Genomic DNA, 18,119 nt, shown 5'->3' on the forward strand with positions numbered 1-18,119 from the left:
TTGCTAAATACTAAATGATTGGGAGATATAGGGGCGGTATTGTGCAATACCCATGGCGAAAGGCAAGTGGAAACTGCATTTCGCCAATAATTAAGGCCAACCTAAGTTGACCTTAATTGTTTACAGATAACTTTCAGTTACCTGAATTAGCTTGTATGACTTATAGCTAATCTATTTGCGAGTACGACGGCGTAGGAAGCCAAAGCCGAACAGAGCAAATAAACCGCTTAGACCAAATGATGCACCTGATTTCGAACTGGTTTCAACGTTTTCTGTAGCGGCTTCACTAATAGTGATATCTGCAGAAACTGTTGATTTCACGGTACCCGCACTGTCAGCCAATTCTTGAGTCATAACATAACTAGCTTTTTCTGGCTCTTTATCAAAGCTAACTTGTACAACACCTGCATCAACATCTGGTTGAGTTAAAGTAGTTGAAGCTGTTAGATCATCAGAAGCAGCCATTGCTTTTAATGCCGCCTGGCTTTTCTTCGCTAAACGAACCGTCACAACATCTCCAACAACAGCCTCTTCAGGTAAGTAATATTCAACCTTCAGTTTTTCGCCTTTAGCAGGCAATTTGATCTTATTCGATTTCGCGTAATCAAGAGCAATGATCACTGGATCATGATCCGATGCCGAGAACACATCTGCGTACTTTGGCATCTTGCCCGTATACTTAGATGAATACTCAAACATTGTGCTTTCTGACGCATTGATATGCCAGTCTGTAATTGAGGTTACTTTGTTAGCCAGCGATGGATTTGCTAAAGCATGATCCAAGTTACCTTGCTCACCGCCGTAAGTGTAAGAGAACGTATCAGCTCCGTGGAACTTAGTATTCAAGTTAATGTAACCAAAACCTTTCGTTATGACACTACCCGTAGCTTCATAAGGTTTATTTTCACCAGCGTCATCTTTACCTAATGTAGTAAATGAAGCTGTGCGGATCTCGCGATCATATTTCGCTTCAGAATAGTCAGTTAGAGTAAGAACAGGATCTTCCATGCCATAAGCATTCAAATCACCAATAATCAGCACATCACCTTTAACTGATTTAAGGCTATCGCCTAATACTTTAGTTGCTGAAGTACGGAAGCGATTACACTTACCTTGTAGATCTGCTGGATCAGATTTCTCTTCAAAACTCTGCCACTGCTCAATACAGTGAGAGCCTTTTGATTTTAAGTGGTTAACAACAACCGACAGCGGTACGGTACTACCTTTTGCAGTAAAGGTTTGTAGCAGGCTATGACGCTGATATTTAGAAAGCGCAGTATTTGACTCTTGCGTTCCGTCTTCTTTCGTTCGTGTTAACACATCCGCAGGAATATGCTGCTCAGGAGTAACTATAACTTTCGCTTTGCCTTTTGGTACTACTTTGTCAGCACGGTATAGCATAGCTACCATAATGGCGTCGCTACCAAAGAACTCCCCCTTGGTCATGTCCGCTTTTTTGATTTCTACATAGCTGTAGTGCTTTTTAACGTCATCAATTGTCGCGTTGAGGCCATCGGTTAGATCTTTAAGTGCGCTACCATCTCCAAAGCCATTGTTTTCAACTTCCATCAAGCCGATAATGTCAGAATCCATTGCAGCTAGTGCTTTTATAATTTTTGCTTTTTGAAGCAAAAACTCATCATTCACTTTGGCACCACGGTTACAGCCTCTTGAGGCATCAGCATCTGCCTGATCACTACAAGATGCATTCAGCGGCCCACCAATACTGCTGTGGCTATTGAAGTAGTTCAGTACGTTGAAACTAGCAATACGTATATCAGCATTCGTCAGTTCCGGTGCTGCTTTACGGGTCACATCAAAAATTGTGTTACCTTGAGCATCAACAGCTTTTGTTACAAAAGTATCTTTGGTTGCTGTATTAGTCGCGATTAAACGATATTGGCCATAGCTGTAATCTACAACCCCTTGTAGGCCTTCCACGCGAGAACCCAAACGAATGTGGTTTTCTGAACTGCCGTCTTGGTCTGTATCTTTAGCAAAATCAGGGTAGTACGGTATTTCGCCAGAAGCGGCTTTATAATCCGACTCTAGGTAAACTTGGCTTACTGCATTTTTCTTTGCCAGATCGGTTGCTTGTGCACTTTCAGCGGCGAAAACTTGAGTTGGCTTCATCAGTGGCTTCTCATGAGCCAATACCATGTTATTTCGACGACCTGCATAGTCGTAGCTAAAGTTTCGAGTGACAAACAACTTGGAGTCTGCTGACAGCTCTACATTCATGCCCTCGTAACGCTCTAACGCTTGATGCAATGTTTCACCATCGGCAACAACAAACTCTACCGCTGTTGGCGCAGCTTGCGAACTTTGCTTAACAAAGCTATTAGCATCTGATTTCAATTGCGTTCGGTTAAACAGCTCATGCGCCTTACCTTTCACACACACCACATCGCCAGGGGATAAGCCAGTATCTGAACTGCCTGTTTCTACAAAGAGACCTTCGGATGTTTTAGCGTTGTAGTCATCCTCTAGGGCTTGTAAGTAGAAGCCTTTAGTAATGCTTTTCGTTACAGCTGAAACGACACCAGTAACAAAGATATCTTGCTCTGATTCAAATTTACCGTCAGGTATTAGTGGCGAACGATCACCATCCCCCTGAACGGCTTGAATAGAGGTAAACGTTGGAGTAGCACCATCATCGGTACAAGTAAAGGCTGGTGGCGGCTCTGGCGCATCATATCCTAGAGATCCAAGGCCTGTGATGTCATCTTTAACAAGTTCTTTCCACTGTGCTTTATCGTAAGAAGCATTTGACGTCATTGCTTCATCTTTACGGATAAAAGTTTTATCTTTAGCAAAATCAACATCGCCCATAACACCAAACATGTCATGTACTTCACCTTGCGCGTTTAGTAACGCAATCGGATCGTTACCATTAAAGTTAGCTACTGCTCCGTCTTGCTGATTTGCTAGTGCTTTAATTGCATCACTGGCTCTTGAGTGAGCTAACACCCAAACACTTTTTGCGTTAAGTATTTTACCAGTCAAGTCTATTTTAGTATCCCAGATACCACCACCGTTACTTGATTTGGCAAGCGAGAAGCCATCAAGAGAAACCGCGCTGTCACCAGTATTAGCGATCTCAATGGCTTTATTGTAGCTGCCGCCTTCTACGTATTGCGAAATGATGATTTCAGCCGATGCACTCGCGGCAAAGACACTACTCACCGCGAGGGCGATTGCGGTATGGGTAAGTTTGCGTTCCATGGTTATTTACCTTTAATAATGAACTTGATATCGAGAGCAAGCACAAATTCCACTGGTTTATTTGCACTTGCTCTACCAAAGATGGCCATTACTGAACTTTGCCAAACGTGAGACTAAAAATAGGGAAGTCTCTACACATTATGACTTATGGCAAAAATCAGCGTTATTATCTTATTTAGCCAATGTCTCTTTTTTATGAAACACACAAAAGTAATTCAGCATTTTAATGAGAGATTAATCGCTAGTGACTTTTCACTCTTTTGACTCACTGTCCAGTTCCAACAGAACTCGAGGCTAAGCAACATTTTTTTACATAACGTAGTAAAAATTAGAGCTATTACTCATTTTTTGTTTTCATTTTGCTTTATATGATTTGACATTAAATTAGTAATCACTAATAAAAAAGGCCACCCTATTAAAGGTGACCTTTTATTTATAATTAATGATTTTTAAAGTGATTTACATGCCAATCTACGGGCGAGTAACAAAACCGACTGCTTCGTATGCTTTTTTCAGTGTCACGGCAGCGCGCTCAGAGGCTTTTTCTGCACCCGCTTTCATTACTGCATCCATGTAAGCACGATCAGCACGAATACGGTGGTATTCAGCTTGAATTGGCTCAAGCATCTCAACCAATGCTGCGCCTACATCTTTCTTAAACGGACCGTACATTTCAACGCCTTGGTATTGCGCTTCGATCTCTTCGAACGTTTTACCCGTCGCTGCAGAGTACAGACCCATTAGGTTAGAGATACCCGCTTTGTTTTCCCAATCATGGGCAATACGTGGTGGTGTTTCTGCGTCAGTCTGCGCTTTGTTGATCTTCTTGATGATCGACTTAGGCTCTTCTAGCAGAGTAATCACGTTCTTACGGTTATAATCAGATTTAGACATCTTCTTAGTCGCATCTTGCAGGCTCATCACACGTGCATTCACTGTTGGAATGTAAGGTTCTGGTACTTGGAAGATTGGCGTTTCAGGACCGTAGATGTTGTTAAAGCGATTTGCGATATCACGCGCTAGCTCTAGATGTTGTTTCTGGTCGCTACCTACTGGCACTTGGTGAGCACCGTAAAGCAGGATATCTGCAGCCATCAACACTGGGTAGTCGTATAGGCCTACGTTTACGTCATTTGAGTGACGTGCAGACTTATCTTTAAACTGAGTCATACGGCTCAGTTCACCCATTTGTGTGTAACAGTTAAGAAGCCAACCAAGTTGAGCATGCTCTGGTACGTGTGACTGAACAAATAGCGTGCTCTTCTTTGGGTCAACACCGACAGCAAGACAGATTGCTAATGCGTCTAGAGTCGCTTCATGCAGTGCTTTCGGATCTTGGCGAACCGTAATTGCGTGAAGGTCTACAACACAGTATTGGCAATCGTAATCATCTTGCATCTGTTGCCATTGACGTAGAGCACCCAAGTAGTTACCGATACTTAGTTCACCAGATGGTTGAACACCACTCAATACGATGGGCTTGCTCATGGTTTTAATTCCTTTGCTTGTTCGCTAAGCTCGTTAACTTAGTTTCTTAACGTAGTATCTGAAAAACTTAGCTTCTTAACTTTAAAATAGAAAGCCGCACAGCTCTTCTGTACGGCTCATCCAGTGTACTCATTGATAAGTATTTTGCTAGTAGGTTAGCTAACTTTTGTCCGCTTTATGCTGAAACTAGAACGACATCTAGTAATTGTGCAATGTTGTCTGCGACATAGTCAGGGTTTGATACTGAAATCGGCTCACCGTGGTTATAACCGTAAGTCAGACCAAACGAGTGGCAGCCTGCGTTCTTAGCCGCTTTGATGTCGTTGCTTGAATCGCCTACCATCAGCATCTCTTCAGCCTTCACATTATGCTTTTCCAGCAACCAGTTCAGCGCTACTGGGTTCGGTTTCTTCTCTGGGAAAGAGTCGCCACCCAACACATCAACAAAGTACTTATCGATACCGTGCTGCGCCAGAACATCTGGTACAAATTTCGAAGGCTTGTTGGTGACAAGAGCCATGGTGAAGCCCGCTTTGTCTAGCTCAGCTAACGTCTCTTTAACCGATGGATAAAGGTGACTCAGCTTATGGCCGCCCTGCTCATAGAAATCATCAAACAGGATACGCGCTTTCTTCAAAAGATCAGGCTCAAGGCTTGGATCAACCGTAAGATTACGGCTCAATGAACGTCCAATAAGAACATCAGCACCATTACCCACATAGTCGCGAACTTGTTCTTCGCTTACTGAAGAAAAACCCAGTTCCTGACAAGCTTGGTCAGCGGCGACAGCCAAATCAGGCACGCTATCTAACAAGGTTCCATCCAAATCAAAGGCAATCAGTTTTATTGATCTTAATGACATCTTACTTTCCTATTTATTATGTTCGTCTTATGAGTTGAGCTCCAAGACGTAAAAAAGGGGCCAATGAGCCCCTTAATATTCAATCTATCTGTAGTTTTACGATTATGCGTTTACTTTTGCAAGCTCTGCACGCATCTCATCAATCACTTCTTTGTAATCTGGTTGATTGAAGATAGCTGAACCGGCAACGAACATATCTGCGCCCGCTTCTGCGATTTCACGGATATTATCTACCTTCACGCCGCCATCAATCTCTAGGCGGATATCACGGCCTGATTCATCAATAAGTTTACGAACAGCGCGCAGCTTATCAAGAGTATGAGGAATGAAAGATTGACCGCCAAAGCCAGGGTTCACTGACATCAGTAGAATCATGTCGACTTTGTCTAGGATGTAATCAAGGCAAGAAAGTGGCGTTGCTGGGTTCAATACTACGCCTGCTTTACAGCCGTGTTCTTTAATTAGCTGTAGAGTACGATCAACGTGCTCAGACGCTTCAACGTGGAAGGTAATCATTGATGCACCGGCTTTAGCAAACTCAGGTACGATGCTGTCTACTGGCTTAACCATTAGGTGAACATCGATTGGAGCTGTGATGCCGTAGTCTCGCAGCGCTTTACAGATAGGTGCACCAAAAGTCAGGTTGGGTACGTAGTGGTTATCCATCACATCGAAGTGCACAACATCGGCACCGGCTGCGAGTACTTTTTCTACGTCTTCACCAAGACGAGCAAAATCTGCAGACAAAATCGATGGAGCGATTAGAAAATCTTTCATACCAAACCTCTTAAGAGTGAGTAAATTGCGAATATCACCGCCTTGTGACATCTCGTACACGAATACAAGACTCAATCCCAAGACTATTTGGTGTGCAATTCTACCTAAGCACCTAAGCAGATTCTAGCAGTTCGAAAGATTAGTTTATGAAAGTACCCGTTGGTCACTCAATTTAATGAGTTTGGGGATTATGCTGACGACTACAATTCTGTTGAAACGTGTTGCTGGTTTTTCTCTTTATGAAAAAGTGCCAGTAACTCATCAACTTTATTACGCCCTGCGCCATTACGGCTAATGGTGCGCTTAACTTTGACCACGTTCAGTTCCGCACCATGGTATAAACGGCGCGTTAAGGTCGTATCATGGTTTGAAATCAAGACAGGAATGCCTCGTTCCATTGCCGCTCTTTCTGCAACATCAGCCAAGGCCGCTTGATCATCTAAGCTGAAGCCATTACCCGCATAAGAGGTAAAGTTAGCAGTACTAGACAATGGCGCATAAGGAGGATCACAATAAACCACACAGCCTTTACGGGCGCGGCTAAAGGTCTCGCTATACCCTTCACAAACAAACGTCGCTTTCTTCGCTTTCTCAGCAAAAAACTCCAACTCAGCTTCTGGAAAGTAAGGTTTTTTATAAGAACCAAATGGAACGTTAAAACCGCCCTTCTTGTTGTAACGACACAGGCCATTGAAGCCAAATCGGTTCATGTACAAGAAAGCTAACGAGCGATACATGACGTTATCTGTACCATTGAACTCAGCGCGAACATCTAAGAACACTTCTCTACGGTTATTCTCCGGACAGAACCAACGCTTCGCTTCAGTGATATAGGTTTCAGGATCGGTTTTAAGTAGATTGTATAGGTTGATAAGATCGGGATTGATATCTGCAAGCAGGTACTGTTCAAAATCAGTATTCAGAAATACTGAGCCGGCACCGACAAACGGTTCTACCAATTTACGAGCAGGTGGCAGGTGACGTTGGATGTCTTCAACTAGGCCATATTTACCACCAGCCCATTTTAGAAAGGCACGCTGCTTTTTCATTTACTGCTCTATCTATCAACTCAAAAATAAGGCTGCGGAATGTAACATATTTTGAGGCTAAGCTCAGGGTTATTTCGCACGTTCTATCTCTCGATGCACTTGATTCATCGATTTTGCCCAAGGTTCCAACTGCTGAAGTGGTTTTGATAACGCACTTACGGCATCTCGCGCGACTTGAATCGTTGGATAATCTTGATAAGTGATAATAAACCACTTAGTGTCATTGCGAAGTGTTGGGTAAATACGAACCTTGTCTTCGACTTCATATTCTTCAATAAAAGACTGAACATCTTCTAATGACGTCATCGCGCTCAACTGTAAGGTATAAGCGCGTGGCGAGATAGCTTGTAACTCTTCGCGAGCAAATGAGAAGGTGATCTTTTTCGTCGGCGGTGTTGATTCCGTTAGGTCAGTATCTTCATCAACTGAAGCTTGTGACTCGTTTTTCGCCGCATCAGGTTGCGCGCTAACCGCGGCACCTGTATTTTCTTCTACGGCAGCATCAATCGCACTGGTATCGGCACTTTTCGGCTTGTCATCAAGTAAGGCATCAACCACATCAGAAGTAATCACCACACGTTGCTGCTCTTGTTTCACCTCGCCAACACTGGCTGTACCTTCCACCACAACCGGTGGTAAAGATGAACTGTCATCGTCAGCACCTTGATAGCTCATGTCAGCTTCAGCTTCAGAATCTGAAGATCCGTCGACTCCGGCTTGCTCGGTACCACTTTCCACTTCAAAAGTTGGGATAGCGGTTTGTTCGATGGGAGCGATAAGTGATTGCGCTTTATCGTCAGGGGTTGGTTGACTAAACATCCACCAATAGCCACCACCAATTAAAACCAACAACAAGGCCACCACAATCGCGATATTGATGGGTGAGCCAATAATTGAGCGAATAATAATCCTTTTTTCCACTTTCAATTCTCCTAAAGCCATTAACTCGCCGGGCAAAGGTTGCGCTTTATTAAACGCACGTCGCACGCGAGTTTCAGACTCATCATCAACATATCGAATCACTAGGGATTCAAAGAAATGTTCCGCTTCTGGTTGAGAAAGATCATCGATTTCGAGGTCGATAGGCTTGTGTGGTTGCCCGTAACTAAGACGTGTTAGTAGCGTGTCTAGATGGCCAATTTCCGAGAAGAGAACGATATTAATCGTCCATTGAGGGTTTGATTGAGCTTCAAGTACCAACATCCATAATTCGGATACCAATAGCTCAGACAGTCGATGGGCATCATCGATAACGATAACCACATTACACGACTCTCCATCCAGTAACCTTGCGAGGCTATCTGATAAAGAATCATGTTGATTAAAGAGGGGATCAGAAACAATTTGGCTAAGAATAAGCGCGCGACGTTGTTGATCGTCTTGGCTTGGGTGACAAAGCAGTAAGCACTGATTTTTTTCTGTCGACCACGCCTCAAGATAACGTTGAGCCAACCAAGATCGGCCAGAGCCAGCTTTGCCCGCAACCGTTACAAGGTTTGAACCAAAGTTAGTCAAAAGCTGTAAGCGCTCTAGCAGCTCAACTTGAGACTCTAACTCTAATACTCTTAATTCATGAGCCAAACTCATTGGGGATCCCTACTGATAAGATCGATCAGTAAAACGCTTCAGCTGCCTAGAGTTTAGCTAGGCAACCTCACAACCAAATTTAAAGAGTACGGCAGAAATCAATCGCTTGTTTAATGATGTCTTGAGGCACATCAGCGACCACTTCAGCGGTACCAATACTTGTTGGTAATACCAAACGTAACTGACCAGACAGCACTTTTTTATCACGCATCATGTGCTTCATAAAGTCTTCAAAAGACATGCTTTCTGGCGTATGGATTGGCAGTTTCGCATTCTTGAGTATAGAAATAATTCGCTCAAGTTGCTGCTGAGAGATCAGTCCCTGTAATTGAGCGGTTTTCGCTGCCATTACAGTGCCTGACGACACAGCTTCACCATGTAGCCAATTACCATAGCCTAGTTCTGCTTCGATCGCATGACCAAATGTATGACCTAGGTTCAATAACGCTCTGATTCCTGACTCTTTTTCATCTATAGCAACCACTTCAGCCTTAATTGCACAACAACGAGCAATCGCGGTAATCAGTGCATCTTCATCAAGTTGATAAAGTTTCTCTAGATTCTGTTCCAACCAATCAAAGAAGACTTCATCGTAAATGATGCCATATTTGATCACCTCAGCAATGCCCGCTGCGAACTCACGCTCAGGAAGCGTTGACAGGCAGTTAGTATCGATGATGACAGATTTTGGTTGGTAAAAAGCGCCGATCATATTCTTGCCAAGAGGATGGTTCACTGCAGTTTTACCACCTACAGAGGAGTCCACTTGAGAAAGAAGGGTCGTCGGGATTTGAATGAAATCAATACCGCGCTGGTAGCAAGAGGCAGCAAAACCGACCAAATCACCGATAACACCACCACCCAAAGCAATCACCACCACATCGCGGCTGTAATTTCCTTCAAGCATGTAGCTCATCACTGAGTTGAACGTTTCAAGTGTTTTGTATTGCTCACCGTCTGGCAACTCTAAAAGAGAAGTTTGACAGCCTACTTGATCCAACAACGATAAAATTTTATCGGCATAAAGAGGCGCTACTGTCACATTACTGATAACAACAACTTTCTGTTTGCCTGATAAAAAAGAAAGGTACGCCGGGTCTTCAAATAACCCGGCGCCAATAGAGATAGGGTAGCTACGCTCAGCTAGATTGACCGTAATCCGTTCCATGGGTTTGCTCTCCGAAAAAATGAACTTAACGTTCTTCTAGCATTTTTACGATCTGGTTGGCTACCACTTTTGCACTTTGATCGTCGGTACGAACTGTGTAGTCCGCCACTTCGTCGTATAGTGCGTTGCGAGATACAGCTAGATCTTCTAGCACATCACGCGGGTTGTCTGTTTGAAGTAGAGGGCGTTTCTTGTCGCGGTTAGTGCGAGCAAGTTGCTTTTCAATTGTTGTTTCTAGGTATACAACAATGCCTCGTGCAGATAGACGGTTACGGTTTTCTTTGCTCAGCACTGAACCACCGCCTGTCGCAAGAACAATACCTTGTTCTTCTGTCAGATCGTTGATTACAGATTCTTCGCGCTTACGGAAACCATCTTCGCCCTCAACATCAAAAACCCATGCGATGTCTGCGCCAGTGCGCTCTTCGATCACAGTGTCAGAGTCTAGAAACTCCATATGAAGTTGGGAAGCTAGGTGTCTACCAATTGTACTTTTGCCGGCGCCCATTGGGCCAACAAGAAAAATATTGCGTTTCTCAGCCATGTTTTTAGCAGTAATTTACAACGTTAATTCAATGACATCGCCACAAGGTAGGTCAGTACAAGTACTGAAATTAAAAGGCCCGTGGCACCGATTCCTCACAGATAATTCGTGATAAGACCCGAAATTATCAAGGTTAGGTGCCACTAATGCAACTTTATTTTTAATCTAATTGCTCATTACTGAATCACAACTTTGGGTGTAACAAAAATAAGTAGTTCACTTTTACCCACATTTTCATAGCTACGACGGAATAATGCACCCAAAACTGGCAGGTCTCCTAACAGAGGAACTTTGTCCACTGTACTGCTCACACTGTGCTGAAATATCCCGCCAAGCACGACCGTTTCACCATTATTAACAAGCACTTGCGTACCTATTCGTTGAGTATCAATGGCAACAGCCTCACCCGTTCCCGTTTTTACTACTTGCCCTGGCCTATCTTGCGTCACGCTTAAATCCAATACCAAACGATTGTCGGGCGTGATTTGTGGTGTCACCTTAAGACTCAACACTGCTTTCTTAAATGCGACCGAAGTAGCACCACTTGAAGACGACTCTAAATAAGGAATTTCAGTACCTTGCTCAATATAAGCGGGCTTTTTATTGGTGGTGATTAAACGTGGGCTGGAAATAATCTCAGCTTTTGACTCTTGTTGTAATGCCGACAATTCAAGATCAAGCAAGGTATCTGAACCCAGTTTGGCCACCTGAAACGCAATGCTTGATGCATTAGGAGATGTCGCCCCTAGATTAACGTTGAGGAAATCGTCAATCGCACTATTCCCACCATTATCGTCATACGGCGTAATTTGCGATGGGTGGTTGCCCTCTATCGAGCCGCCAACTTTAAAGCTACCGTTGGTGGAAGAAACACCCCAACGCACCCCTAACTCATCAAGGTTACCCTCGGTAACGGTTACGATGCGCGCCTCTATCTGGACTTGCTTCACGGGGATGTCCAAAGATTCAATGATGCCTCGTATCACGGCAATGTTTTCTTCCAGCTCACGAATCAATAGGGAATTGGTGCGTTCATCAATGGTGATCGAGCCACGATCGGACAACATGCTCACCGCCCCTTCACCGCCAATCATGTCGGCAATGTCGGTGGCTTTAGCAAAATTAATCTTGATGATTTCCGACTTAAGCTCTCCTAACTCCTCTTCCAAGCGAGATTTCTCTAACGCTTGTTGCTCTCGAAGATCGAGTTCTGCTTTTGGCGCCACCAAAATAACATTGCCATCAACGCGCTTATCTAGTCCTTTAACTTGCAAGATAATGTCGAGAACTTGCTGCCAAGGTACGCCATCTAAACGTAAAGTTAGGTTACCAGCTACCGAGTCAGACACGACGAGATTGAAATCGTTGTAGTCAGCAATCAGCTGAAGGACATTTCGTACCGGGATATCTTGGAAGTTAATCGATATCAGTTTGCCCTCTTTTTCTAAAACGCTTTTCTCTTTGGTCGCTTCATTGATAACAGGCTTGCTGATCACCACCTCTATGAAACGACCTTTTAGGTTATATTCATACTGATAGTCACCAGCGATCGTCGCCAACAATCGTGTGCTGGGCGTCTCTTTATAGACTTCAATACCTTCCACTAGGGTCGCGAAATCCTTCACATCCAAAAGATAAAGCTTATCGTCATTAACTTGAGTATTGAGTAATTCGATACTTAACCCTTCCTGAGCACGTTGAACATCCACCACAGCGGTGCTGGTTGCCAGCTCAATAATAATGACGGCGTCTTTATCCTTATTTACCCTAAAATCAATATTCTCTAATTTATTTGGTAGGCTTTCTGCATAACTGAATACGCTAAAAACCAACATCACAGACACAGCAAAACCTTGTAGAGCCTTGCTCACTAATCTACTTATTCCTTTAATCATATTTACATCTCATATCCACATCATGTGACATTGGTTTACTTCAGAGCCAGTCTAACGTTGCGCTTATGCCAACAACCTAAGCCATCTGGAAGAGTTTCATTAATCTGAACGTACTGGCTCGTCACTTTAGTAACTCGGCCATTATTTAAGCCGATAAACTGGCCTTTTTTGACGTTTACCACGTTCCCTTTGGGTGTTTGCACTAACCCAAACACACTTGTTCCGCTTCCCATGACGCCTCTTAAACGAAGCTTACTCAGTGGGTACTTCTCTAATTTTCCATTGCGAGAACGTGCGCTAGGTTGCCAACAGTCTTTCTTAACTAGAGGCTGATTTTGCACGATGGCTTCTTTAGGCAGTTCAAACGGAGGACGAAAGGCACGGCGCTGATAAGTAGCGGCCAAAAATTCAGTCGCAGGAACCAGTTGTTCCACCTCTTTTCTCGCTTTGGCCTCAACTTGCACTACAAAGTCTTCTAACGAATCTTCATTCGCTTTACAGCCCGTGAGCACAAGCAATAGTAATGTTGAATAAAACACGCTATTGGGTTTCATCATTGACCTCCGATTTAAATTGGTAGGTATAAGCTCGGACCCTGAAGTGCAGCGTGCTACTTTCTTGACTGACTCGCTGCCAATTCACGTCATCAAAGCTGATGATGCGTGGCAGCTTAGCGATGGCCGCAGAGAAATCACCAATCTCGTGGTAGTCACCCGTCAGCTCGATGTTGAGCGGTAAACGATAGAGAAACTCTTTGTTCTGTTTCTGGCCCCAATCAATTCGCGTAAATGTCAGCTTATTATCCAATCCAAGCTCGTTCACAGAGGCCAACATACTGGCTAGCTCTTTTTGAACGGGCAATTGCTCCAATAGATAGTCGTAACGGCTAGTTAGCTCATCCAACTGGCTCTGAAGCTTAGGTAAGGCCGCAACCTTATTGGCCTTTATTCTCAAGGTCGCTTTTAAGGCCTGCTCCTGTTGCTTCATCTGTTGCAGTTCATCGTCGAGCGGCAGCACATAAAGCCAAGTGCCCACTCCTTGAATAAGTATCACCAACACTAGAATCACCAGTAATTGAGGCAGTAACGGCCATTCGGTGATCTCATCAACATCAAGATCTTGCAAGCTCATCCTATTTTGCCAACTAATCCGATTTTGAACGTTAGCCATGATTCGCCCCCTTCTCTTTTATGTTCGCAGTTGTGCTCTCTGCGGTCGTGTTTTCTAAAGAAATAGGGCTAAACACAAAAGAGACCTTGAAGGTCTGAAACTCTTTATTGAAGCGCTTGCGGTTATGAACGATGGAGTGCATCTCGACCCCTTCCAGAGAATCAGAACGCTCTAGATTGTCCAACATGGTGGCGAGACGAGCGGTGCTGTCGCTGATGCCCGACATTTCAATCTCCTGACCATTCATCTTTATTTTGTCGACATACACACCCTCAGGAATAAGCTTCGGCATCAGGTTCATAAAGTCGGTGGTCTTGTTGCGACCAAGCTGCAATGATTCGACTACATCAAGCCTGGTCAGAATCGCTTTATGCTCCTGCTCCGCGACCTTTAATGACTGAATTTGTCGGTCGAGCTCGGTAATATATCGATTGAGGTAACTAAGACGTGCTTGCTGCTTAGCTTGTTGGTCGTAAAAATAGTGACCAACCGCCCATTGCCCTGCAAGCGCGATGATGACACCAAGAATGACCAGATGAATAAAGCGCTTTTTGTGCTGAGCGCGAATATCATCACGCCACGGCAGCAGATTAATTTGATGCAACATGCTTTTCTCCCTGCCACTTGAGTCCACTCATCGCCATACCCGCCGCAATACCGAAATGTTGCCAGTTCGTTGGTAATCGACGTCGCTTCGCCACCTTATTCTCAAATAGAGACAAAGGGTTCAGTGACTCGCAACTCATCTGAAAATGACGTTCTAGCTCTTCGGTTACCATAGGAATGCTGGCGCCCTCGCCCATCAGCCAGATCCCTGAGATAGGTTGCTGCGCATTTCCTGATGAATAGAGCTGTAATTGACGCTTGAGCTTCTCAATCAAATTAACAATAAATTGATGTGTATCTTCAGTAGTGGCGAACACACTCTCGATATCACTTGCAGCACCATTGCCGCGAAGATCTTTGGTACCAAAAGCGATATCTTTATAAAACGGTGCCAAACCTTGTGGAATAAGGCCTAGCGACGTTTGGTCGATTCCCACATCCACCAGCAGCCAGTTTTTCTTTTCGGGGTATAGGCGCGATGCCATTTGCCAGATGTTAAGCAGTCCATGCGCCTGCGTGTCTACCACCACAGGTTTAAAACCAGCTTTGGTCAAAGCATCCGCTCGGCTATCCACCACTTCTTTACGTGTGGCGTATACCTGGTAACTGCTTGTCGAACCTTTACCAAATCGTTTGTCTTCTAGCTTTACAAAATCTAAACTCAGCTCCTCTATCGGAAAGGGAGATTGATGAGCAAAGGTTTGATAGATCGAAAACTCTTTTTCTCTGTCTTCTAACTCACTCTCTATTTGCAGTACTTTGCTGATCACCGTGTTATCAGGTACTGAAATAGCGACGTTGCAACAGCCAAAAGGCAGACCTTTCCTAAGTTCTTTAAGTTTCTTAACAGTTTTCTGATACTCCAAAGTATGGTTAGCTGTAAAAATGTCGTCCGAAATCGGCAGCTCTTTGTATCCCACTAGGGCATACAACTCCCCCACGGGTTTTAGTACCACGGCTTTGATGCTGTGATGATTTATATCTATACCTGTAATTAATGATGAACCCATGTGACCTAGCTCCTGAAGTGCCAAGCATTTCGTTGATTATCTAGGGGTTGTGATTATTAGTTAAATAAGCGTTAATAAACGAAAGCTAAGTTTTTAGCCTAGAGTACAAGGGTTTGCTGCTTATCAGCCTTAACTAATCAGGGATTATCCGGTGAAGTTCATAAAGCGATTATTCATATTTACATTGATTTGCATGATTCTTGGAGTCAGTACAATTTTTGGGTTTTATTATTACGTAAAACCAGAGTTGCCTGATGTTGCCACTTTGCGTGACGTGAAGCTCCAAACGCCAATGCAAGTCTTCAGTCAAGACGGTAAGTTGATCTCTCAATTTGGCGAAAAGCGTCGCAACCCAGTGACTTATGACGAGATTCCTCGCCACTTAGTTGAAGCTCTGATTGCCACCGAAGATAGCCGTTTTTACGAACACCCAGGTATTGATCCAATCGGTATCACCCGTGCAGCGCTCGTCGTCGCAATGTCGGGTTCAGCCAAACAAGGGGCGAGTACCATTACTCAGCAGCTTGCGCGTAACTTCTTCTTATCTAATGAGAAAAAGATCATGCGTAAGATCAAAGAGATCTTCATTGCGATCCATATCGAGCAACTACTTAGCAAAGAAGAGATCATGGAGCTTTATGTAAATAAGATCTTCCTTGGTCACCGCTCGTACGGTTTTGGCGCGGCTGCGCGTGTTTATTTCGGAAAGGATCTCCCTGAGCTCACCCTGAGTGAAATTGCTACGCTGGCGGGTATGCCAAAAGCACCGTCCACGATGAACCCTATCTATTCGATTGAGCGCGCGACTCACCGTCGTAACGTGGTATTACGTCGTATGTTAGACGAGAAATACATCACTCAAGCAGAGTTCGATGAAGCTCGTAGCGAGACATTGATATCGAAATACCACGGTGCAGAGATTGAACTGAGCGCGCCGTATGTTGCTGAAGTAGCACGTGCGTGGATGGTTGAACGCTATGGCGAAGCCGCTTACACATCAGGTATGAAGGTTTACACGACCGTTGATTCGAAACTGCAAAAAGCAGCGAACCAAGCGGCGATTAAGAACCTACTTGGCTACGATGAGCGTCACGGCTACCGTGGTGCAGAAAAAGTATTGTGGCAGACGGCACAATCAGCTTGGGATCAAGAACAAATCGTTAAACACCTAAAGTCTCAACCAACCTATGGTGACTTAGTCCCTGCTGTTGTTACCGCGGTTGATTCGAAAAGTGCTCAAGTTTGGGTTAAAAACCAAGGTGAAGGCACTGTTGAGTGGCAAGGCATGAACTGGGCGCGTAAATTCCTAACGGATAATCGCCAAGGACCAGCCCCTTCTCAAGCGAAAGAGATTCTTGCTGTTGGTGAACAAGTTTGGGTTCGCCATGAAGCAATTACAGGAGACGAAGTATCTGAAGAACCGACAGAAGAGTCAGCAGAGGCGAAGTCAGAAACACCTGTTGAATGGCGACTAAGCCAAGTACCCAATGCGAACACCGCTTTTGTTGCAATGAACCCGAACAACGGCGCAGTACTGTCGATGGTGGGTGGCTTTAACTTTGTTCACAACAAATTCAACCGTGCAACGCAATCTATTCGTCAGGTGGGTTCTGGTATCAAACCATTTATCTACTCAGCGGCGATTGATAAAGGCCTAACGTTAGCATCACTGATCAACGATGCGCCTATCAATCAATGGGATAAGAGCCAAGGTACCGCATGGCGACCAAAGAACTCACCACCGACCTACGTGGGTCCTACGCGTTTACGTATTGGCTTAGCTCAATCTAAAAACGTAATGGCTGTGCGTGTGCTGCGTGAAGTTGGCTTAGATGATACTCGTAACTACCTAACTCGTTTTGGTTTTGATATTGACGAAGTACCTCGCTCTGAAACCATTGCTCTAGGTGCGGGTAGCTTAACGCCAATGAAGGTAGCTCAAGGTTACTCAGTATTCGCTAATGGCGGCTACTACGTTGAACCTTTCTACATCAGCCGCATTGAAACGCCATTTGGTGAGACTGAATTCGAAGCAACACCAAAAGTGGTTTGTAAGGACAATTGCGATCATAAGGTTGCCACAGACCCAATGGCCGATGAGTTTGCAGAGCAAGATGTGGATGCCAAAGTGCAATACGCGCCTCAAGTCATCTCTGAGCAAAACGCATTCCTTGTTCGCGAAATGATGTACAGCAACATCTGGGGCGGCGGTGACTGGAGTGCTGGCACAGGTTGGAATGGTACAGGTTGGCGAGCTCAGCCGTTGAAGCGTCGTGACATTGGCGGTAAAACCGGTACAACCAATGACTCGAAAGATACATGGTACAGCGGCTACGGCCCTGGCATGGTGGCAACGGTATGGGTTGGTTTTGATAACCACAACCGTAACCTAGGTCGAACTAAAGCGAACTCTAACCTTGGCAAGAGCCAAATTACCGGTGCCGAAGCGGGCGCTAAAACAGCAGAACCTGCATGGGTTGATTTCATGGGTACTGCGTTAGCGGGCGTTCCTGCTGAACGTAAAGAGATTCCGGAGAACATCGTTCGTGTTCGTATCGACCGTGAAACTGGCTTACTGACTAACAAGTTCGATAGCTCATCGATGTTCGAGTACTTCGAGAAAGGCACAGAGCCAACTGAGTACATCACTGAACGTTTCAATGATGACATCTACTCAACGTCATCAGGCGAAGCAGTAGAAGAGCTATTCTAGCTAGGGTTTGTTGAACCTAGTAAGA

At 44.5% G+C, this 18,119-nt stretch carries 14 protein-coding genes; 1 reads left to right on the forward strand and 13 read right to left on the reverse strand.

Going from position 1 to position 18,119, the window contains the following annotated elements:
- Positions 1-171: 171 nt before the first annotated feature.
- The 13 genes from AC3CH4_RS14015 to pilM all read right to left on the reverse strand — a co-directional run bounded on the left by AC3CH4_RS14015 (position 172) and on the right by pilM (position 15,381).
- A complete protein-coding gene (locus AC3CH4_RS14015) occupies positions 172-3,225 on the reverse strand; it encodes an ExeM/NucH family extracellular endonuclease (protein WP_488543062.1) in 3,054 nt (1,017 codons plus the stop codon).
- A 471-nt stretch (positions 3,226-3,696) separates the two neighbouring features.
- On the reverse strand, positions 3,697-4,713 hold the full coding sequence (gene trpS, locus AC3CH4_RS14020; protein WP_488543063.1) for a tryptophan--tRNA ligase: 1,017 nt from the start codon (positions 4,711-4,713) through the stop codon (positions 3,697-3,699).
- A gap of 175 nt (positions 4,714-4,888) precedes the next feature.
- Positions 4,889-5,575, reverse strand: a complete 687-nt coding sequence (locus AC3CH4_RS14025; RefSeq protein WP_488543064.1) for a phosphoglycolate phosphatase — start codon at positions 5,573-5,575, stop codon at positions 4,889-4,891.
- Between the two features lie 102 nt (positions 5,576-5,677).
- Complete coding sequence (gene rpe / locus AC3CH4_RS14030) at positions 5,678-6,352, reverse strand: ribulose-phosphate 3-epimerase (protein WP_029222055.1); 675 nt, start codon at positions 6,350-6,352, stop codon at positions 5,678-5,680.
- A 200-nt stretch (positions 6,353-6,552) separates the two neighbouring features.
- Positions 6,553-7,401 (reverse strand): Dam family site-specific DNA-(adenine-N6)-methyltransferase, encoded by an 849-nt coding sequence (locus tag AC3CH4_RS14035; RefSeq protein WP_065207402.1) that lies wholly within the window; start codon positions 7,399-7,401, stop codon positions 6,553-6,555.
- Between the two features lie 69 nt (positions 7,402-7,470).
- A complete protein-coding gene (locus AC3CH4_RS14040) occupies positions 7,471-8,988 on the reverse strand; it encodes an AAA family ATPase (RefSeq protein ID WP_488543065.1) in 1,518 nt (505 codons plus the stop codon).
- Between the two features lie 79 nt (positions 8,989-9,067).
- Positions 9,068-10,156, reverse strand: a complete 1,089-nt coding sequence (gene aroB / locus AC3CH4_RS14045; RefSeq protein ID WP_004729663.1) for a 3-dehydroquinate synthase — start codon at positions 10,154-10,156, stop codon at positions 9,068-9,070.
- Between the two features lie 25 nt (positions 10,157-10,181).
- Complete coding sequence (gene aroK, locus AC3CH4_RS14050; protein WP_004729664.1) at positions 10,182-10,700, reverse strand: shikimate kinase AroK; 519 nt, start codon at positions 10,698-10,700, stop codon at positions 10,182-10,184.
- A 176-nt stretch (positions 10,701-10,876) separates the two neighbouring features.
- Complete coding sequence (locus tag AC3CH4_RS14055; RefSeq protein ID WP_371706764.1) at positions 10,877-12,571, reverse strand: type IV pilus secretin PilQ; 1,695 nt, start codon at positions 12,569-12,571, stop codon at positions 10,877-10,879.
- Positions 12,572-12,630: 59 nt separating this feature from the next.
- Positions 12,631-13,152: a pilus assembly protein PilP gene (locus tag AC3CH4_RS14060; RefSeq protein ID WP_017085981.1), complete on the reverse strand. Its 522-nt coding sequence runs from the start codon at positions 13,150-13,152 to the stop codon at positions 12,631-12,633.
- Complete coding sequence (locus AC3CH4_RS14065; RefSeq protein WP_146456917.1) at positions 13,136-13,765, reverse strand: type IV pilus inner membrane component PilO; 630 nt, start codon at positions 13,763-13,765, stop codon at positions 13,136-13,138. The genes AC3CH4_RS14060 and AC3CH4_RS14065 overlap by 17 nt, the downstream gene beginning before the upstream one ends.
- Positions 13,758-14,372: a PilN domain-containing protein gene (locus AC3CH4_RS14070; protein ID WP_146456919.1), complete on the reverse strand. Its 615-nt coding sequence runs from the start codon at positions 14,370-14,372 to the stop codon at positions 13,758-13,760. Before AC3CH4_RS14070 ends, AC3CH4_RS14065 begins: the two co-directional genes overlap by 8 nt.
- Positions 14,356-15,381 (reverse strand): type IV pilus assembly protein PilM, encoded by a 1,026-nt coding sequence (gene pilM / locus AC3CH4_RS14075; RefSeq protein WP_146456921.1) that lies wholly within the window; start codon positions 15,379-15,381, stop codon positions 14,356-14,358. Before pilM ends, AC3CH4_RS14070 begins: the two co-directional genes overlap by 17 nt.
- A 151-nt stretch (positions 15,382-15,532) precedes the next feature.
- On the opposite strand from pilM, the gene AC3CH4_RS14080 reads away from it, so the two are divergent.
- Positions 15,533-18,094 (forward strand): penicillin-binding protein 1A, encoded by a 2,562-nt coding sequence (locus AC3CH4_RS14080; protein WP_186733103.1) that lies wholly within the window; start codon positions 15,533-15,535, stop codon positions 18,092-18,094.
- The last annotated feature ends 25 nt before the right edge of the window (positions 18,095-18,119 follow it).

This window comes from Vibrio sp. QJM3NY_26 (genome assembly GCF_057786005.1).